Origin of the sequence: Kitasatospora sp. NPDC057692, from assembly GCF_042799475.1 — a bacterium.
In the GTDB taxonomy this organism is placed as follows: Bacteria; Actinomycetota; Actinomycetes; order Streptomycetales; family Streptomycetaceae; genus Kitasatospora.
In genome coordinates this window covers 83432-100404 of the sequence record NZ_JBHVIV010000025.1, presented here as the reverse complement: position 1 = coordinate 100404, position 16973 = coordinate 83432, and the positions used below count along the sequence as shown (strand labels likewise).

The window sequence follows — 16973 nt, the reverse complement described above, 5'->3', positions numbered from 1 at the left end:
CGGCTCGGGTCGCGCAGCGAGAAGGAGCTGCCGGAGCCGGTGGTGTTGATGGTCGGCGAGGGGCCGTTCCACTTGCTGTTGAGCGTGCCCGCCCGGACGTCGTCGTAGCTGTCGATGACCTCGCCGCTGCGGGCGTCGACGTAGACGTGCAGGGTGCTCGGGGCGGTCGCGGTGCGGCCGGTGAGGACCGTCTCCCAGGCGAGCCGGCCGGCACCGTCCTGGACCCGGACGACCAGGCGGCGGGACTGCACGCCGTCCACCTGGGCCAGCTTGGTGCGGGCGGTCTTCTCCGCGTTGGCGGCGCTGACCAGGGCGGTGGTGGGCACGCCGACCGGGCCGGACGTCGCGGACTGCAGACCGCGCACCTTGCCCTGGCCGTCGGCGAGGACGACCGCGTCGCCGCCGACCACCGGCAGGCCCTTGTAGCTGCGCTCGTAGGCGACCGAGTAGAGACCGCCCAGCCACGGGGTGACCGACTGGCGCTCGTAGGTCTCGTCCGGGCCCTTGGCCAGGGCGTCCAGGCCTGCCGCGGCCGCCAGGTCGGCGGCGTTGACGGCGGCGGCCAGGGCGCTCGGGGGCGCCGCTGCGGCCGGGCCGGGATCGGCGGCGGCCTGGCCGACCGCGGTGGCGGTCAGCATGCCGGCCAGGACGGTCAGGGTGGTTCCCGCCGTCAGCAATCTGCGTTTCATTCCGAGGCTCCTCGAACGTGGGGGTGCTCGACCGCGGACGGTGTGCCGTCAGGGCGCTCACCGCGGGGCCGTTTGGGGGACGGCCGCTGCGGGCGTCCGCGCTCGGGTGCCGGAACCCTCACACGCCGTCATGGCCCGGTCAACGGTCCGAGCGCGTGGGGCGGGCGGTTGGCAAATTCCGTCAAGTCACGTCAGGAACCTTTACCCGATGGCGAGTTCACGCCCGACGGGGCATCAGGCCAGGTGGGAGGCGGTGGCCCGGCCGGGCGCCCGGCGCCGGGGGAGGGTGGGCCGGACGGATGGAGAGGTTGAGACCAAAGAGGGAAGAGGTAGAGACCAGTGACGGAAAGTGGTTGAGACCATCTCATGTACGGCGGAGGTCCTTGTCCAGTACCGTCCTCCTGAGCGGACCTCCTTTCCGGAAGGCCCGGAAGGCACTCGGGAGGGCAGCCCCGTGCACCGGAACCGGGCGGCGACCAAGCCCGTCGAGGACGAGGCCTGGCGGGCCTTCGGACTGCGCCTGCGCCAGTGGCGCCGTCGCGCCGGCCTCACCCAGGCCCAGCTCGGCGCCGAGATCGGCTACGACCACACGGCCGTCAGCAAGCTCGAACACGGCACCCGCCGCACCAGCCCCCGGATCGCCGACCGCCTCGACGACCTGCTCCTGGCCGACGGCGACCTGCGGGCCGCCTGCCGCCTCGCCGAGGAGGGCACCCTGCCCGCCCCGGCCGGCCCCCCGGCCGAGGCCCCCGTCGAGCCCGCGCCCGCCCCCGGCGACTGGACCCGCGCCCCGCTGCCCGGCCCGCCCGTCGCGGCCCTCGTCCCCGCGCTGCCGCCCGGCCTCGCCACCCAGCTGCCCTTCCGCCTCCCCGACTACGGGCTGCTCTGCCCGCTCCACGACGCCGCCGGCTGCGACGTCCCGCCGCCGGCCGAGCTCGTCGTGCTGCACGCCGCCTTCCGCGCCGCCGATCCGGCCGCCGCCCCGCCCCTGGACGCCGACACCGCGCACGCCCTGGCCGGCCTGCTCGCCGCCCATCTGCGGGCCAACGACGGCCCCGGCGCCCCCGGGACGGAGGCCGTCGAGGACACCCTGCGCGTGGTGCTGCGCCGGCTCGCCGCCCACCCGGCCGGCCCGGCCCGCCGCCCGCTCGCCCGGCTCGCCGGGGAGTACGCCCACGCCGCCGGGGCGCTGCGGATGCAGGACGGCCGCAACGCCACCGCGATGGCCTGCTTCGACCGCGCCCTCGGCTGGGCCGAACTGGCCGAGGACGCCGCCACCCAGGTCGCCGCGCTCAGTGACATGAGCTTCCTCGCCCGCCTGGACGGCGACCCCGGGGCGGCCATCGGCTACGCCCACGAGATCGTCCGGGTCGCCCCCGCCCGGCACTGGGCCGGCGCGATGGGCCAGATCGGCCTGGCCCGCGCCCACGCCATGACCGGCGACGTCCACGCCACCGTCCGCCACATCGCCCGCGCCCGCCACCACCTCGACCACATCGGGGTCCACGACGAGGCCGACGCCGCCTGGCTCTCCATCGCCTCGATGCGGCTGCGGGTCGAGGCGGGCGCCGCCGCCGCGCTGCGCGACGCGGCCGCCGCCGTCGACGACCCCCGGCTCGCCCGGCGCGCCGTGTACGCCGCCGAGACCGCGCTCGCTCTGCTCGCCCCCGACCAACTTCCCTCCCTGCGCCTGCTGTTCACCGTCCGGGTGGCCGACTGCCACCTGCTCGCCCACGATCCGCGGGCCGCCGCCGAACTGCTCGCCTCGGTGCTGGCGGCGGGCGGCGGCGAGGACGGGCTGCCGCCCCTGGTCCGGCGCGAACTGGCGGGCCTGCGCGGCCGCCTGGTCGGGCACGGCCTCGCGGGCTGAGCGTCCGGACGGACTGCGGCCGGCCGCGGCGGGCCGAGCGTGTCGAACGGGCGGCGGCAGGGCCCCGGAACAGGAGCGTCGGCCCGGTGGCGGCTCCCCGCGCGGGAGTCCGAGGCGGGCTACGACCGCCTCCTCGCACCGCTCGCCGGGGCGGGCGCGGCGCACTCGTCGGTACGGCGCCCATCTGGTCGCTTCCGAAGGCCTGTTCGCCGAACTCGCCGAACTCGCCGAACTCGCCGCGCTCGCCGGGGCGGAGCACCGGGCCGCGGACGGTGTCCACCCGGCGCCGACCGGCCACGCCGCCCTCGCGGCGGCCTGGCTGCGCCTGGTGGACCGACCGGCCGCGGCCGGCGGGCGGTTCGGGGGGCCGCTCGGGCGGGCGGGTGGCTCAGAGAGCGGAGAGGAAGTCGTCCAGCTCGCGTTCGAACAGGTCCGGGCGCTCCAGCGGGACCATGTGCCCGACGCCGGGCAGGACCAGCGCGCGGGCGTGCGGGGCGGCGTCGGCGACGGCCCGGGCGTTGGCCAGGATGTCGGTGCCGTCCAGCTCCCCGGCCAGCACCAGGGTCGGCACCGCCGGCTCGCCCAGCCGCCCGGCCGCGCCCGCCTCCCGTGCGCGCCCGGCGCCGAAGCCGGTGGCGTGGCGCAGCACGTTGGCGGTCACCGAGGCGCGCAGCCGCTCCCGCAGCGCGCCGTCCACCTGGGCGGGGGAGCGGTGCGGGCCGTCGGCCCACATCCGCAGGAAGTGCTCGGTGAACCCCGCCACGCCCTCCTCGCCGCCGGCGCCCAGCGCGGCGATCTGCCGCTCGGTGTGGTGCGCCACGAAGGGGTCGGTGAACGGCCGTCCGCTGACGCCCGGAGCGGTGAGGACCAGGCCCGCCACGCACCCGGGGTGGGTGAGCGCGGTGTCCAGGGCGATCCGGGCGCCGAGCGAGAGCCCGACCAGGACGGCGCGCGGCACCTCCAGGTGGGCGAGCAGGGCCCGCAGGTCGTCGGGGTGGGAGTGGTCGCCGCCGACGGTGGAGGAGTCGCCGTGGCCGCGGGCGTCGTAGCGCACGACCTGCCGGCCCGCGGCGGCGAGCCGGGTGAACTGCTCGTCCCAGCTGTGCCGGTCCAGCAGGCCGCCGTGCAGCAGGACGACAGCCGGCCCGGCGCCCTCCGCGGCCTCGTAGGACAGGTGGCCGCCGTCGACGGCCACGGTTCCGGTGCGCGCTTCGGTCATGGTCCTTCCGTTCCCCGGTCGTCCGGGTCGTTCCGGTCACGTCGGTTCCGCTCCCCGGCGGCGCGTTCCAGCTCCTGGAACACCTCGCCGAGCCGGTCGAGCACCCGCAGGGCGGTGGCGACCTCGCCCGGGTCCAGGTCGCCGAGGTGGCGCCGCAGCGCCTCGCGTTCGGCCCCCTGGACGCGGGCGAGCAGGCTCTCGCCCCGCACGGTGAGCCGCACCAGCGAGGAGCGCCGGTGCTCCGGGTTGGCCACGGTCTCGGCCAGCCCGAGCGCCTTGGCGTCGTTCACCAGCCGCTGCACGGGCTGCCGGTCCAGGTCCAGCGCCCGGGCCAACTGCGGCACGGTCCGCGGCCCGCCGCGCCGCAGCGCGTCCAGCACCGCGTGCTGCCCGGCGGTCATGCCGGTCCCCGCCAACCCGCGCTCGACCGCCCGCACGATCACCCGGTGCACCGGCCACAGCCGCCGGATCACCTCGTCCAGCAGCCCCTCGACGGCCGGCCCGCCGCCCTCGCCCGTTCCCTGACTGACACTCATGGTGTCATCATGACACCAATGATGTCATCCGATGTGGCGATGTGACCGGGATCACCCGCCGTCGAAAACCCGCAGGTCCGCCCCGGCGTCTAGCAGGTGTGAAACGCGCCAAGGCGGCACCGCCGCAGGAACTGGACGAGGAGGGGCTCCTCCAACGGGTGGCCCGGGGGGACCGGGCCGCCTTCGAGGAGCTGTACCGGCGCACGTCGCCGTGGCTGGCCGTGCGGCTGCGCCGCCGCTGCGCCGACGAGCAGCTCGTCGCCGAGGTCATGCAGGAGACGTACCTGGCGGTGTGGCGGGCGGCCGGATCCTTCGCCGGGAGCCGCGCCGGCGGCACGGCCGTCGGCTGGCTGTGGACGATCGCGGCCCGCCGCCTCGTCGACGCGTTCCGGCGCCGCGCCCACCACGCCGAGCCGCCCGCCGCGGCCGCCCCGCACCCCGTCGCGCCCGCCGCGGAGGAGGAGGCGCTGGTGGCGAGCGTCGGCGGCGACGTCGGGGACGCCCTGCGCCGCCTGGCACCGGAACTGCGGGACGTCCTCCAGGCGATGGTGCTCGACGGACTGTCCGTCCGGGAGACCGCCGTGGTCCTCGGACTGCCCGAGGGCACGGTCAAGACCCGCGCCCGCCGGGCCCGGCTCGCGATGCGGGAGGCACTGGCATGACCGGCACGGAACACGCGTCGGCCCGGCTCGTCGACGCCTACGCGCACGGCGCCGCCGACCTCGCCACCGACGAGGTGTGGGCCCTGGAGGCCCACCTGGAGGCCTGCCGCGGCTGCCGGGACCGGCTGGCGGCTGCCGTCGCCGCCGGCGCCCCCGCCGTCGCGGCGCTCACCGAGACCGTCTGGGCCGACCTCGCCCCCCGGCTGGCCGGGGCCACCCCCGCCCCGCCGCGCCGCCGCCTGGTCGCCCGCCTCGCGACCTGGACGACGCCCGCCATGACCCCGTGGCTGGCGATGGTCCTGGCCGTCACCCTGCTCGCCCTCCTGCTGGACCTGGCCGGCCCCGGCCCCGACCGGATCTCCCTGGTCCTGCTGCTCGCCCCCGTCCTGCCGGTGGCCGGAGTGGCGCTCTCCTGGTCGCCCGCCCTCGACCCGGCGTACGAGCTCACCGCCGCCACCCCGCGCGCCGGCCTGCCGCTGGTGCTGCGCCGCACCGTCGCCGTGCTCGCCGCCGTGATCCCCGCCCTGCTCGCGGCGGGCTGGGCCACCGGCCTGACGGCCGCGCAGTGGCTGCTGCCCAGCCTGGCCTGCACCTCCGCCACCCTGGCGCTCGGCGGACTCGTCGGCATCACCCGCGCCGCCGTCGCCCTGCTCGCCGTCTGGGCCGCGGCGGTGGCCGCACCGACCCTGGCCGCCGGCCGCACGCCCCCCGTCCTGCGCGCGGACGGCCTGCCGCCGTGGGGCTGGGGCCTGCTCCTCGCGCTCGGCGCCGTCGTCGTCCTCGCCCGCCGGGGCGCCTACACCGTGCAAGGAGAAGACCGTTGACCCTCCGGAAGAACAGGAACCGCACCATGCCCGCAGTGAGCGCGGCCGACCTCGCCCCCTCCCGCTACGCCTGGCAGATCCGGGCGAGCGGGCTGAAGGTCAGGGCCGGCCGTCGGCGGATGGCCGTCGACGGCCTCGACCTGACCCTCGGCACCGGCGTCCACGGCCTGCTCGGCCCCAACGGCGCGGGCAAGACCACCCTCATCCGCGCCCTGGCCACCGTGCTGCGCCCGGCCGGCGGCGAACTGGAACTCCTCGGACAGCCCCTCGGCGGCCCGGGCGGGTACCGCGCGCTGCGCCGCCGGATCGGCTACCTGCCGCAGCAGTTCGGCTACTACAAGCGCTTCACCGTACGGGAGTTCGTCGAGTACATGGCCTGGCTGAAGGAGGTGCCCGCCGCCGATGTCCCGGCCGCCGTGCAGCGCGCCGTCGAACGGGTCGGCCTCGCCGACCGCGCCGACGAGCGGATGCGGAACCTGTCGGGCGGCATGGTGCGGCGGGCCGGCATCGCCCAGGCCATCGTCAACGACCCGGCCGTCCTGCTGCTCGACGAGCCGACCGTCGGCCTCGACCCGGCGCAGCGGCTGCGGCTGCGCCAACTGCTCCAGGAGCTGGGGGCGGACGCCTGCGTCGTCGTCTCCACCCACCTGGTGGAGGACGTCGCCGCGGCCTGCACCGATGTGGTGCTCTTCGCCGAGGGGCGGCTGGTCTTCCAGGGCGCCCCGGAGCGGTTGGCCGCCGCGGGCGGGCCCGAGCACGAGGGCGACAGCCCGCTGGAGCGCGGCTACTCGGCCCTGCTCGCCGCCCCGGCGCGGACCGGGGGTGCCTGGTGACCCTTCCCGCGCGCGTGCTGCGCACCGAACTGCGGCGCTCCGTCGCCCCCTGGGCCGCCGCGGCCGTCCTGGCCATCGCGCTCGCCCTGCTGGAACTCGCCCCCGGTCCCTGGTCGCAGGGCCCCACCCGGTGGACGGCCCAGTGGACCTCGATGGCCCTGTGGACCCGGCACCTGCTGGTCCTCCTGTGGCCGCTCGCCCTCGGCCTCGGCGCGCTGCAGGGCCTGCGCGACCACCGGTCCGGGACGGCCGAACTCCTCGCCACCACCCCGCGGCCGGCCCGCCACCGGGCCGCCGCCCTCGCCGGCCCGACGGCCCTCGCCCTGGCCGGGGCCTTCGCGCTGCTCGTCCTCCTCGGCGCGGCGCGGCTGCTCGCCGGCGGCGCCGCGTCCACCGGTGCCGGCTGGCTGCCGATCTCCCTGGTGGGCGCCCTCGCCCTGGCCGCCGGCGCCGTCCTCGGCATGGGCGTCGCCCGGACCCTGCCCTCCGTCCTCACCCCGCCCGCCCTGGCCGTCGCGGGCTTCGTGCTCACCAACCTCCTGCGCCAGACCACCGACGCCGCCGTCCCGGCCTCCGCCGTGCCGAACCGGCTCTCGCTGCTGTCGCCCACCGTCGCCGACGTCCGCCAGACCGTCCTCACCCTCGCCGCCCCCGTCCACCTCGGCCAGACGCTCTGGCTGCTCGGCCTGGCGGCGACCGGGCTCGCCCTGCTGGCCGCCGCCACCCCGCGCGCCCGGCTGCTCGCCCTCACCCCCCTCCTCGCGGGCGCGGCGCTCGCCCTTCCCGTGCTGCCCGCCGACGCCCGCGACACCTACGTCCTCGACCGGGCCGCGACCGCCCCGGTGTGCGACGGCCCGGTGTGCGTGACGGCGGCCCACCGGGCGCGCCTGGACGAGCTGGCCGGCCCCGGCCGGGACGCGCTGGACCTGCTGCGCGGCGCCCTCGGCGAGCAGGCGCCGTCCGCCGTCCGGGAGAGCACCGTTCCGCGCGCCATCGGCGACACACCGGAGCGTCCGGGAGCGGCGCTGCTCGTCGACTTCGACGACGCGGTGATCGGCGCGGCCGGGGGAGAGGCGCTCACCCGGGCGCTGGTCGGCCAGGGCATCGCCCCGCTGTGCCGCCCCCGCAGCGCGCGCGAGAGCGGCACCCTGTCGGAGGCGGCCGCCCAGAGCATCGCGGCCGCCTGGGTCCTCGGCGGGCTGCGGCCGCTCGACGGGACCATGTTCGGCGCACAGGACCAGACCGAGCTGGCCGCCCCGGCCTGGCAGGCGTTCGGCGCGCTGGCGCCCGCCGAGCAGCGGCGGCGGATGGCGGCCCTGCACGCGGCCGCCGTCTCCTGCACGGCCGACCCGCTCGACGTGCTCGCGGGCGGGGCGACCCGGTGAGGTGGCTGACCCTGTATGCGCGCTCGCGCCGACTTCCCTCCTCGCTGGCCGTGTTGGCGGTGCTGGCGGCGCTCGCCCGGCTCGGTGACGGGGGCCTCGGCGGCCCGCGCGCGGCCGCCCTGCTGCTGGCCGCCGGAGCGATGGCGCTCTCCGCCGGCCTCGGCGGCCAGGACCTCGACCTGGACCGCGCCGCGGCCCTCCGCTGGCCACCCCGCCGGGCGGCCCACGTCCTGCTCTGCGCCGTCCTCGCCGCCGCCGTCCTGCCGCCGGGCCCGCTCGCCCTCACCGTCCGCGACAGCGCCGGCCTCACCGGCCTCGCCGCCCTCGGTGCCGTCTGCTGGGGCCACCGCTACGCCTGGCTGCCGCCGTTCGGCTGGCTCGGCCTCGCCTTCGTCCTCCCACCCGGGCCGGGCCCCGTCGCGCAGATCCTCGGCTGGCCCCTCCTCCCGCCCGGCGCGGCCCCCGCCGCCTGGACGGCACTCGCCCTCGCTGCCGCCGGTACCGCCGCGTACGCCCTCGCGGGCCCTCGGCGATGATGAGCGCGTGTTCTACGAAGACCTCACCGAGTACGAGTACCAGCCCAAGGACTCCTTCGGCGACCCGGAGTCAGGTGTCTTCGGGCTCTGGTACCGCCCCAGCTACACCCGGCTGAACGTCGGCTGGCTGGAAGCCGGCCGACCGTATGCGACCGGACCGGTCCCTCCCGCCTTCGTGGCGAAGCTGGACGCCATCCAGGAGGTCCAGTGGATGAACGTCTGCCTCGGCGTGCACGACTGCGATCTCTGCCCGGAGGAGGACGCCCCGGAGGGCAACGGGGAGGTGCGGATCCCGGGCGGGCCCGGCATCGCCTACGCCGCGCCGTTCCTGATCACGCACTACATCACCGCCCACGGCTACCGGCCGCCGCAGGCCTTCGTCGACGCCGTCCTCGCCGTCGACCTCGACGCCTGGGCCGCCGCCCGCTGGCCCGACGTCCCCTTCCCGTGGGTCCCGGAGGACGCCGAACGCCTGGTGGAGTGACGTGACTTCGAGTGAGCCCGGCCTCCCGGCCATGACGGAGGGCACGGCGTCGCCGCCGACTTCCCCCGGTGGCTCCGCGAGCGCGAGTGCCGACCCCGTCCCGGAGTGGGAAGTCGGACCGGCCGACTTCCCACTCCTCTCAAGTGGCGCGGTCTCACCCCGCCGGCGGGGTGTACGAGGACGTGACGGGCATGCACGCGGGGGCGGGAGGGACCAGCAGACCAGCCTGCATCGCCCGGAAGCTGTTCGCCGGGTCGGACTTGGCGAGCGGGAAGTACAGGAACAGCTGCGTGCCGGCGGCGAGGAGGCCGGGGCGGATGGTCAGGACGGTCCGATGGCCGTCGCCCGTCGGCCCGATCTCCCAGCCGTGGCTCCTCAGCCAGTCCTTGTTCGCGTCGCCGTCGGGACCGGGGGCGATCTTCGGCGGGGCGGCCTGGCAGCCGGGTTCACCCGCGTAGACGCGGCTGTTGACGCCGAGGCTGTCGAGGTCGCGTTGGAGCTGGGCGGTGTCGACGGGCTCGGTGGCGTCCAGCACGGTGAGCGTGATCAGGTCGTCGTCGGTGTGCTCCAGGTCGTAGGCCGCGTTGGTGATCCTGCCGACTGAGCGCGGCGACGTGGCGGGACTGCCGCCCTGGCCACCGGGCAGGGCGGCGAGGGCGATCAACGCCGCCGCCACGGCCAGCCCGACGGGGAGCGCCAGGCGCCGCGCGAGCCCGGGCCGACGGGGTGCCGTGGCCCGCCGTGCGTCCTCGGTGATGACGTTCAAGAGATGGTCCTTCCGCAGGAGGTGGCGGTGCGGGGAGAGCCCCCGGGCCGCCGCGGCCGGCAGCAGCCGGGCCAGCTCCTCCCGCTCGGCCTGCTGGGACAGGTCCTCGGGGGTGGCGTTCATCGGGGGGTCTCCTTGGTCGACCGGACCGCGAGTGCGCGATCACCTGTGAACTGTCCGCTTCCGCCCGGGCGTTGCAGCGGATCTGCGGAACGCGCGGAACGCGAGGCCGCCAACTCCTGCTCCGTCAGCCTGCGCAGCCGGGCCCGGGCACGCGAGAGCCGTGAGCGGATCGTCCCCACCGGCCGGCCCAGCGCCTCGGCGACCGCCGCGTGGTCCAGCCCCTCCCACACGCAGAGCGCGAACACCTCCCGGTCGCCCGGCCGCAGCCGCTCCAACGCGGCCTTGGCGGCGGCGAGCTGCTCCGCGTCCGCCATCCGGCCCGTGACCTCGGCGGCGAAGTCGGGGGTGGCGTCGAGCGGCGGCAGCTTGGCCAGGGCGGTGCGGTGCCGGCGCGCCGCGCGCCGGGTGTTGCGGATGACGTTGGTCGCGATGCCCAGCAGCCAGGGGCTCAGGCTCCCGCCCTCCGGTGCCACCCGCTCACGCAGCCGCCACGCCTCCAGGAAGGTCAGCGACACGACGTCCTCGGCCAGCGCCCAGTCGCCGGTCATCCGGAGCGCGTGCCGGTGCACGGCGCCGGAATGCTCCTCGAAGATCTGCCCGAACGCCGCCGTGTCCCCGGCGCGCACCCGGGCGCGAATCGAATTCTCCACAGCCATGCCCTGTCCCGCCGCGCACCGCCGTTGCCGTGATCCACGCCACATTCCCCCGTTCCGGTGCCCGGTGCGGGGCGAAACCCGCTTGCCCCCGGGGGCGCGGCCATCTTGGCTGGCCGGCATGACCGACCTGCACACCGCCCTGCACACCGACCGCCTCGTCCTGCGCCGCTGGCGCGCCGCCGACCTCGAACCGTGGGCGGCGATGAACGCCGACCCCGAGGTCCGCGAACACCTGGGCGCCGTCCTCACCCGCGAGCAGAGCGACGCCTCCGTCGCCCGCTTCGAGGCCGACTTCGACCGCCGCGGCTACGGCTGGTGGGCCGTCGAGGTCCGGGCCACCGGGGAGTTCGTCGGCTTCGCGGGCCTGGACGACGTCGACGACGGCCTGCCGTTCACCGGCGTCGAGATCGGCTGGCGGCTCGCCCGCCCGGCCTGGGGCCACGGCTACGCCACCGAGGCCGCCCGGGCCGTCCTCGCCCACGGCTTCGGGGCGCTCGCGCTGCCCGGGATCCTCGCCGTCACCACGGCCGGCAACCTGCGCTCCCAGGCCGTGATGCGCCGGCTCGGGATGACCACCGACGCGGCGGACGACTTCGACGACCCCGAGGCGCCCGAGGGGCCGCTGCGCCGCAACGTCCTGTTCCGCATCGCGCCGCCGCTGGGCTGACGGGTCACTCGGCCGCCCCGGCGGACGGTTCCGCCTCCGCCGTCAGGATCGCCAGCAGGCCGGGAAAGCGCTGCTCGACGTCCGCGCGGCGGAGTGTGGCCATCCGGCTGTTGCCCCGGTCGACCTGGCGGATCAGCCCGGCCTCGCGCAGCGTGCGGAAGTGGTGGGTGACGGTCGCCTTGCTGACCGGCAGCGCGAACGAACTGCACGTCCGCGCACCGTCCTCGGGCCCGGCGGCCAGCTCCCGGACGACGCGCCGCCGCAGCGGGTCGGCCAGTGCCGCGAGGACCCGGCCGAGTTCGATCTCCGCCGCGTCCGGGTGCCCCTCGTCGTCGGGCATCGCCGTCACCTCCCAGGTATGACTTGCATCGTACCTCCCCGGTCGCTTAGCGTCCCGAGGTACGAGATCGCTCATACCTTCCGAAGGGATCCGCCCCATGACCCAGCCCTACACCCTCGTCGGCTTCGCCCGCCCCAAGCCCGACCGCGTCGACGACCTCCGCCGGCTCCTCCTCTCCTTCGTCGAGCCGACCCGCCGCGAACCCGGCTGCCTGGAGTACCACTTCCACGAGGACCGCGACGCCCCGGGCGTCTTCGTCTTCTACGAGGCCTGGCGCAGCAAGGAGGACCTCGACGCCCACCTCGCCCTGCCGCACATGCGCGACTTCTGGGAGCACCGGATGGAGTACCTGGAACAGGACCTGGAGATCCGCTGGCTCACCATGCACAGCCCCTACGCCTGACGTCCGGCCCCGCCGGCACCGTGAGTAGGCTGGGCCGATGCTGCTCCCCGCCGCCCCGCGCGTCCGCCTGAGTCCGCCGTTCCGGCCGACCGTCGACACGCCGTTCGGCCCGCTCGCCTTCGAGACGGCCCTCGGGGACACCGCCCTCCCGCCGCAGCCCGACGAACTCTTCGTCCTGCCCGACGGCTCCGGCGGCCCCACCGGGCGGCTGATCGCCCGGTGGACCCGCCCCGCGGCCCGCGTCGAGCTGCTGCTCACCGCGTACGACCCCGACCTGGACCCGGGCGCCTGGGGACCGCTGACCGACTGCCGGGCCGCGGTCTGGCGGATCGAGGCCCGCGCCCCGCTCACGGGGGTCCGGTTCTCGGCCTCGCTGCCGCAGCCGCTCCCCGAGGGCGCCGACAGCGGCTGGGACGGCGGCCAGGCGCTGGCCGCCTTCACCGTCGAGGACGAGCGGACCCGCCTCACCGTCGGCGGCAACGACGAGGAGGCCATCTGCGGGGCCGCCGAGGCGCGCGAGGCCCCCCGGCGCTGGGCGGCCCTGCTCGACGAGGTCTACGAGCGGACGTTCAGCGGCTGGGGCGTCGACGCGACCGGTGGCCCCGCCATGACGTGGCGGCTGCCGCCGCTGGAGGCCGGCGACCACTGCGAACTCCCGGTGGTCGCCGCCTGGGCCCCGGTCGAGGACGAGACCGCGAACACCTGGTACGCGGTCATGCCCTCCCCCACGGTGGTGCTGCGCCAGGTCGCCGCCGCGGTGGCGGCCGCCCCCGCGCCCTGAGGAGCGCGGACGGGGCGCCCGGAGAACGGGCCGGCGGGGTCGGCCACCTCGCGGTCCGGATCGCCGAGGTGGTCGACCGCAGCGATGAGGGCGCCGCCCGGGCCGTCCGGGCCGTCCGGGCCGCCCGTGCCGTCCGCGAGGTCGACGTCGTCCTCGGCCCGATCGGCGGGCCGGACCTGCTCCGCTAGCTGTGCCGCAGTGGCACCGTGATCCCGCTCCCGCCGTCGGACGGCGACCTCCCGGCCGCCGGGGCCGGGCCGGTGTTCGGGCGGTTTTCCTGCTGGAGCGGTCCCGGCTGGTGGAGTCCGGTGCGCTGCGGGTCCTGGTGGACGCCGCCCTCCCGCTGGAGGCGGCCGCCGAGGCGAGCGCGGCCGCAGGACGGGAAAGCCCGTCCTCTCCACCGAGCGTTAGGGTGGGCGGTGGATCATCGGTTCGAACGAGAGGTCTTGCCCGGATGAGTGGGACGGTCACCGCGGTCAGCAGCAACGGGGAGTACTCCTTCACCAAGCCGAACCGGGAGAGCATCACGCTGCTCACCGGGCTCGGGGTGGAGGGGGACGTGCACGCGGGGGTGACCGTCAAGCACCGGTCGCGCGTCGCGCAGGACCCGACGCAGCCGAACCTGCGGCAGGTCCACCTCATCCACGAGGAGCTGTTCGCCGAGGTGGGGGAGCATGGCTTCGACGTGGCGCCCGGGCAGTTGGGCGAGAACGTCACCACGCGCGGGATCGACCTGCTCGGCCTGCCGGCCGGCACGCTGCTGCGGATCGGGGCCCGGGCGGTGGTCGAGGTCACCGGGCTGCGCAACCCGTGCCTGCAGATCGACCGCTTCCAGGACGGCCTGCTGAAGCAGGTCGTCGGACGGGACGAGGCCGGGAACGTGGTGCGCAAGGCCGGGATCATGGGCGTGGTCCGGGCGGGCGGTGTGATCCGCCCCGGCGACCCGATCGAGGCCGAGCTGCCGGAGGGACCGCACCGCCCCCTCGAACGCGTCTGAACCCGGTGCTGGTCCCGGGGGCCGGACCGGGCCTAGCGGACGACCTCCGGTACCGGCCGCGCGTAGCCGAGGTCGCCCGGGGCGAGCGCCTCGGCGGGCCCGGCGGCGCGCAGGACCACGTCGAGCACCTGGTCCGGGTCGCAGGCGTAACCGCCGCTCGCCCAGGCCGGGTTGGCCTCGACCACTGCCCAGGTGCCGTCGGCGATCAGGCCGACGTCGACCACGGCGGCGCTCGGCAGGCCGCCCGCCGCCAGGACGTCCGCCGCGAAGGCGAGCACCTCCGGTCCGACCTCCGGTGAGACGGCGAGCCCGCCCGCCACGGCGTAGCGGCTCGCGGCGCGCACCTCGCCGTCCAGTACGAAGAGGCGGTACTCGCTCGCGAACGCGACGACGTCGCTGACCAGCACCAGGGTGTCGTCGTCCAGGGCGTCCGGGCCGGGCAGGCCGCTGCCGTCGGGGTGGACCCGCGCGGGGAACAGCTTGTCGACCGGCGGCTTGAGGAACGCCGGGCGGCGCAGCCCGCGCGCCTCGGCCAGCGTGGTGCACTCCACCCGGCGGCCGAGCAGCTCGGCGGGCAGCGCGGTGAGCCAGTCGGCGGGCGGCTCCAGCGGGACGACGCCCAGCGGTCCGGCGGCGATGTCCGCGAACAGCGGTCCGCCGTAGAGGTGTGCGGGCCGCAGCCCGGCGAGCTCGGCGGGGACGTCCCAGCGCACGGCGGTGTGCGCCCGCAGCCCACGGAGGCGGGCGCGGGTGAGCAGCTGGAGGCCGGTCTCGTTGATCCGGGGCGCGAGCAGCAGGAGCGTCATGGGACGCCATGGTGGCCGACCGGTGCCGGCTCCGGCCAGCGGGTTTCCGCCCCGGTGCGCTCAGTACCGGGGCCGGTTGCGGCTCAGGTCGCGGGCGTGCAGCAGGGCTTCGCGGATCAGCGCGGTGAGGCGGGCGTCGCCCTCGGCGCTGGTGCAGTTCTGGGGGTAGCCGTTGACGGAACGCCACTCGCCGTCGGTGAGCGGCGGTCGCGGGCGTCCGGTTTCGACGCCCTCGGGGAGGGCCGGGAGGCGGACCAGGAGAAGGCCCATGCCTGCCGCGACGACGGCGGCCACGCCCTCGAAGGCCAGTACCGGCATTCCGTAGGCGGCCTCCACGGGGTGGCGCGGTGCCAGCGCGGAGAGCCGGTCGCAGAAGTCGGGGTGGGTGTGCAGCTGCCAGGGGCCGAGGGTGAGGTCGTTCGGGCCGTTGGGCGGGGTCGCCTGCTCCCGGAGGTGGGAGATCAGCGCGCGGTTCTCCGGGGCGTCGAGGAGTGCCGGGACGGGGGCGGAGGCTTGGTGGCGCTTCCGCTTCGGCATGCGGACGATTCTAACAACTCCTTCACCGGGCAAGGTAGTTGTTGAGGTGCGCGGCCGCGTTCAGCATCGCCAGCCCCCGGTCGGTGAGCCGCTGCTGCCAGCCGGCGAGGGCGGCGGCCAGGGCGCTGGTGCCGCCGGCCGTGCGGATCTGCTCGACGACCGTCGCGATGTCCTGGAGCCGGTAGCCGCCGCGGCGCAGTAGATGGGCGAGGTCGGCGTCGCGGACGTCGGTCGCGTCGAAGACGCGGTAGCCGGTGGCGGGGTCGCGGGCGGGGCACAGGATGCCGGCCGCCTCCCAGGTGCGCAGGGTGGCGGGGGTGAGCCGCAGACGGTGGGCGAGTTCGCCGATGGTGCGGGGGAGGGGCGCGTCGGGGTCGTGCTCCCCGGTGGCGGCACACGCCGTCAGATGGTCGACGGCCGTGCGCACGGCGCCGAGCGTCTCGCGGTCGCGGAGCAGCTGGGCGTGCCCGCCGTGGACGGCGGTCAGGGCGTCGTCGGTCCGGTCGTCATGGACGGCGTTCATGATCGCGCCGGCGGTCCGGTGCCCGTACGCCCGGACGAGCGCGAGGAAGGTGCGCAGCGCCACCGCGTGCAGCTCGGTGTAGATCCGGTAGCCGGCGGGGGTCCGCTCGGCGGGCGGGAGGAAACCGTCCTGCTCGTAGTTGCGGACGGCCTGCGCGGAGAGGCCGTGTTCGCGTGCGAGGTCGGCCGGACGCAGCGTCGGCTTCTGGGGCGGGTTGCTGGACACTTTGAGACTTTACTAGAGATTTACCGGGCTGAGACCGGGAAAGTCTCAACCGGTCTTTCAAAGATACGCTTGAGGCTCATGACACAGGAGATCCGAGAGTTCCTGCCCCCGTCGTGCGGCCTGATGGCGTTCGGCGAGCCGACGCACCAGGAGCCGGCCTTCGGGCGGGCCCGCAACGACCTGTTCGCGCAGTTGGTCGAGCACGGCTTCCGGTCGATCGCCCTGGAGACGGACCGGGTGGCGGCGCTGGCGGTGGACGCCTTCGTCCGCGAAGGGGTGGGGTCGCTGGAGGGTGTCCTGCGCGACGGCTTCACCCACGGCTTCGGGGCGCAGGAGCCGAACCGCCGACTGGTCGCGTGGATGCGCGAACACAATCGGAACCGGCCGCCCCGGGAGCGCCTGGCGTTCCACGGCTTCGACGCCCCGACCGAGAACACGACGGCCCCGAGCCCGCGCCCGTACCTCGAACACGCCCGCGACTACCTGGGGATCGACCTGGACGTGGCGGCCCTGGTCGGGGACGACGAGCGGTGGAGCCGGGAGGAGGCGGTGCTGGACGCCGCGATGTCCCCGGGTGCCTCGGCGGAGGCGGACCGGCTGCGGGCGGTCGCGGACGATCTGCTCGGCGTGCTGCACGCGAGGGCGGCGGAGCTGATCGCGGCCACGTCGAGGGAGGAGTGGGTGCGGGCGAGGACGCATCTGACGGCGGGCGCGGGGCTGTTGCGCTACCACCGGCAGGCGGCGCGGCCGATGGAGCCGAGCGAGCGGCTCGCGGGGCTGCTGGGGACCAGGGACGAGATCATGGCCCGGAACCTGCTCGACATCCGGGGTCTGGAGGCGGGGCGCGGCGGCACGTTCGTCTTCGCCCACAACGGACACCTGCAGCGGAACCCGAGCGTGTGGCGGATGGGGGAGAAGGACGTGACCTGGAACGGCGCCGGGCGGATCGTGGCAGCGCTGGTGGGCGGGGAGGAGTACTTCTTCGTCGCGGGAGGTCTTGGTAGGCGGCCGGGTGGATGGGCGCCGGCGGAGCCGGTGGAGGAGGAGCCTTCGCCGGTCGAGGCCGATCTGCTGCTGGAGGTCGACGCCGAGGGGTGAGCCCGTTGTCGGA

The 16973-nt window shown here is 76.2% G+C and carries 20 protein-coding genes and 1 pseudogene; 12 read left to right on the top strand and 9 right to left on the bottom strand.

Annotated elements, in window-relative coordinates; genetic code table 11:
* Window positions 1-689: pseudogene (locus tag ACFVFS_RS16685) on the bottom strand (peptidase M28); the annotation flags it as partial.
* A 454-nt stretch (window positions 690-1143) separates the two neighbouring features.
* Here ACFVFS_RS16685 and ACFVFS_RS16680 point away from each other — a divergent pair.
* On the top strand, window positions 1144-2559 hold the full coding sequence (locus ACFVFS_RS16680; protein ID WP_380624683.1) for a helix-turn-helix domain-containing protein: 1416 nt from the start codon (window positions 1144-1146) through the stop codon (window positions 2557-2559).
* Window positions 2560-2947: 388 nt separating this feature from the next.
* On the opposite strand, the gene ACFVFS_RS16675 is transcribed toward ACFVFS_RS16680, so the two are convergent.
* Together ACFVFS_RS16675 and ACFVFS_RS16670 are read right to left on the bottom strand one after the other, a co-directional pair.
* The gene (locus ACFVFS_RS16675) at window positions 2948-3778 is read right to left on the bottom strand and encodes an alpha/beta fold hydrolase (protein WP_380624681.1); all 831 of its coding nucleotides are present in this window, start codon (window positions 3776-3778) and stop codon (window positions 2948-2950) included.
* A complete protein-coding gene (locus tag ACFVFS_RS16670) occupies window positions 3775-4314 on the bottom strand; it encodes a MarR family winged helix-turn-helix transcriptional regulator (protein ID WP_380624679.1) in 540 nt (179 codons plus the stop codon). Before ACFVFS_RS16670 ends, ACFVFS_RS16675 begins: the two co-directional genes overlap by 4 nt.
* Window positions 4315-4472: 158 nt before the next feature.
* Here ACFVFS_RS16670 and ACFVFS_RS16665 point away from each other — a divergent pair, with 158 nt between their 5' ends.
* The 6 genes from ACFVFS_RS16665 to ACFVFS_RS16640 are packed head-to-tail and all read left to right on the top strand — an operon-like array spanning window position 4473 to window position 9038.
* On the top strand, window positions 4473-4976 hold the full coding sequence (locus ACFVFS_RS16665) for an RNA polymerase sigma factor (protein ID WP_380624687.1): 504 nt from the start codon (window positions 4473-4475) through the stop codon (window positions 4974-4976).
* Window positions 4973-5800 carry a zf-HC2 domain-containing protein gene (locus tag ACFVFS_RS16660; protein WP_380624677.1) on the top strand — a complete coding sequence of 276 codons (828 nt, stop codon included), beginning with the start codon at window positions 4973-4975 and terminating at the stop codon, window positions 5798-5800. Before ACFVFS_RS16665 ends, ACFVFS_RS16660 begins: the two co-directional genes overlap by 4 nt.
* 26 nt (window positions 5801-5826) lie before the next feature.
* On the top strand, window positions 5827-6633 hold the full coding sequence (locus ACFVFS_RS16655; RefSeq protein ID WP_380624675.1) for an ATP-binding cassette domain-containing protein: 807 nt from the start codon (window positions 5827-5829) through the stop codon (window positions 6631-6633).
* Window positions 6630-8018, top strand: a complete 1389-nt coding sequence (locus ACFVFS_RS16650) for a hypothetical protein (RefSeq protein WP_380624673.1) — start codon at window positions 6630-6632, stop codon at window positions 8016-8018. Before ACFVFS_RS16655 ends, ACFVFS_RS16650 begins: the two co-directional genes overlap by 4 nt.
* Window positions 8015-8554: a hypothetical protein gene (locus ACFVFS_RS16645; RefSeq protein WP_380624671.1), complete on the top strand. Its 540-nt coding sequence runs from the start codon at window positions 8015-8017 to the stop codon at window positions 8552-8554. The genes ACFVFS_RS16650 and ACFVFS_RS16645 overlap by 4 nt, the downstream gene beginning before the upstream one ends.
* Before the next feature lie 7 nt (window positions 8555-8561).
* The gene (locus ACFVFS_RS16640) at window positions 8562-9038 is read left to right on the top strand and encodes a hypothetical protein (RefSeq protein WP_380624669.1); all 477 of its coding nucleotides are present in this window, start codon (window positions 8562-8564) and stop codon (window positions 9036-9038) included.
* A 154-nt stretch (window positions 9039-9192) separates the two neighbouring features.
* On the opposite strand, the gene ACFVFS_RS16635 is transcribed toward ACFVFS_RS16640, so the two are convergent.
* Window positions 9193-9927: a hypothetical protein gene (locus ACFVFS_RS16635; protein ID WP_380624667.1), complete on the bottom strand. Its 735-nt coding sequence runs from the start codon at window positions 9925-9927 to the stop codon at window positions 9193-9195.
* Window positions 9924-10583, bottom strand: coding sequence for an RNA polymerase sigma factor (locus ACFVFS_RS16630; RefSeq protein WP_380624665.1), 660 nt, complete (start codon window positions 10581-10583; stop codon window positions 9924-9926). Before ACFVFS_RS16630 ends, ACFVFS_RS16635 begins: the two co-directional genes overlap by 4 nt.
* 118 nt (window positions 10584-10701) lie before the next feature.
* On the opposite strand from ACFVFS_RS16630, the gene ACFVFS_RS16625 reads away from it, so the two are divergent.
* Entirely contained in the window at window positions 10702-11250 is a 549-nt protein-coding gene (locus ACFVFS_RS16625) for a GNAT family N-acetyltransferase (RefSeq protein ID WP_380624663.1), read from the top strand.
* 4 nt (window positions 11251-11254) lie between these two features.
* Here the strand turns inward: ACFVFS_RS16625 and ACFVFS_RS16620 are convergent, their stop codons facing one another.
* Window positions 11255-11590: an ArsR/SmtB family transcription factor gene (locus ACFVFS_RS16620; protein WP_380624661.1), complete on the bottom strand. Its 336-nt coding sequence runs from the start codon at window positions 11588-11590 to the stop codon at window positions 11255-11257.
* Window positions 11591-11687: 97 nt separating this feature from the next.
* Between ACFVFS_RS16620 and ACFVFS_RS16615 the strand changes: the two genes are divergently transcribed.
* The 3 genes from ACFVFS_RS16615 to ACFVFS_RS16605 all read left to right on the top strand — a co-directional run bounded on the left by ACFVFS_RS16615 (window position 11688) and on the right by ACFVFS_RS16605 (window position 13771).
* The gene (locus ACFVFS_RS16615) at window positions 11688-11993 is read left to right on the top strand and encodes a putative quinol monooxygenase (protein WP_380624660.1); all 306 of its coding nucleotides are present in this window, start codon (window positions 11688-11690) and stop codon (window positions 11991-11993) included.
* Window positions 11994-12030: 37 nt separating this feature from the next.
* Window positions 12031-12774, top strand: coding sequence for a hypothetical protein (locus ACFVFS_RS16610; protein ID WP_380624658.1), 744 nt, complete (start codon window positions 12031-12033; stop codon window positions 12772-12774).
* A 454-nt stretch (window positions 12775-13228) separates the two neighbouring features.
* Window positions 13229-13771, top strand: coding sequence for an MOSC domain-containing protein (locus ACFVFS_RS16605; RefSeq protein WP_380624656.1), 543 nt, complete (start codon window positions 13229-13231; stop codon window positions 13769-13771).
* A 32-nt stretch (window positions 13772-13803) separates the two neighbouring features.
* On the opposite strand, the gene ACFVFS_RS16600 is transcribed toward ACFVFS_RS16605, so the two are convergent.
* From ACFVFS_RS16600 to ACFVFS_RS16590, 3 genes are read right to left on the bottom strand one after another with little or no spacing between them, the layout of a single operon-like run.
* Complete coding sequence (locus tag ACFVFS_RS16600; RefSeq protein ID WP_380624654.1) at window positions 13804-14577, bottom strand: ATP-grasp domain-containing protein; 774 nt, start codon at window positions 14575-14577, stop codon at window positions 13804-13806.
* A gap of 60 nt (window positions 14578-14637) precedes the next feature.
* Window positions 14638-15114: a hypothetical protein gene (locus tag ACFVFS_RS16595; RefSeq protein ID WP_380624652.1), complete on the bottom strand. Its 477-nt coding sequence runs from the start codon at window positions 15112-15114 to the stop codon at window positions 14638-14640.
* Window positions 15115-15136: 22 nt separating this feature from the next.
* A complete protein-coding gene (locus ACFVFS_RS16590; protein ID WP_380624650.1) occupies window positions 15137-15862 on the bottom strand; it encodes a TioE family transcriptional regulator in 726 nt (241 codons plus the stop codon).
* Window positions 15863-15940: 78 nt separating this feature from the next.
* Between ACFVFS_RS16590 and ACFVFS_RS16585 the strand changes: the two genes are divergently transcribed.
* Window positions 15941-16960, top strand: coding sequence for an erythromycin esterase family protein (locus tag ACFVFS_RS16585; RefSeq protein WP_380624648.1), 1020 nt, complete (start codon window positions 15941-15943; stop codon window positions 16958-16960).
* Window positions 16961-16973 lie beyond the last annotated feature (13 nt).

Coding starts and splice junctions, on each gene's coding strand:
- ACFVFS_RS16630 (WP_380624665.1), bottom strand. CDS start 10,583: ATGGCTGTGGAGAATTCGATTCGCGCCCGGGTGCGCGCCGGGGACACG.
- ACFVFS_RS16595 (WP_380624652.1), bottom strand. CDS start 15,114: ATGCCGAAGCGGAAGCGCCACCAAGCCTCCGCCCCCGTCCCGGCACTC.
- ACFVFS_RS16655 (WP_380624675.1), top strand. CDS start 5,827: ATGCCCGCAGTGAGCGCGGCCGACCTCGCCCCCTCCCGCTACGCCTGG.
- ACFVFS_RS16620 (WP_380624661.1), bottom strand. CDS start 11,590: ATGCCCGACGACGAGGGGCACCCGGACGCGGCGGAGATCGAACTCGGC.
- ACFVFS_RS16585 (WP_380624648.1), top strand. CDS start 15,941: ATGACACAGGAGATCCGAGAGTTCCTGCCCCCGTCGTGCGGCCTGATG.
- ACFVFS_RS16675 (WP_380624681.1), bottom strand. CDS start 3,778: ATGACCGAAGCGCGCACCGGAACCGTGGCCGTCGACGGCGGCCACCTG.
- ACFVFS_RS16600 (WP_380624654.1), bottom strand. CDS start 14,577: ATGACGCTCCTGCTGCTCGCGCCCCGGATCAACGAGACCGGCCTCCAG.
- ACFVFS_RS16605 (WP_380624656.1), top strand. CDS start 13,229: ATGAGTGGGACGGTCACCGCGGTCAGCAGCAACGGGGAGTACTCCTTC.
- ACFVFS_RS16615 (WP_380624660.1), top strand. CDS start 11,688: ATGACCCAGCCCTACACCCTCGTCGGCTTCGCCCGCCCCAAGCCCGAC.
- ACFVFS_RS16670 (WP_380624679.1), bottom strand. CDS start 4,314: ATGAGTGTCAGTCAGGGAACGGGCGAGGGCGGCGGGCCGGCCGTCGAG.
- ACFVFS_RS16660 (WP_380624677.1), top strand. CDS start 4,973: ATGACCGGCACGGAACACGCGTCGGCCCGGCTCGTCGACGCCTACGCG.
- ACFVFS_RS16635 (WP_380624667.1), bottom strand. CDS start 9,927: ATGAACGCCACCCCCGAGGACCTGTCCCAGCAGGCCGAGCGGGAGGAG.
- ACFVFS_RS16625 (WP_380624663.1), top strand. CDS start 10,702: ATGACCGACCTGCACACCGCCCTGCACACCGACCGCCTCGTCCTGCGC.
- ACFVFS_RS16610 (WP_380624658.1), top strand. CDS start 12,031: ATGCTGCTCCCCGCCGCCCCGCGCGTCCGCCTGAGTCCGCCGTTCCGG.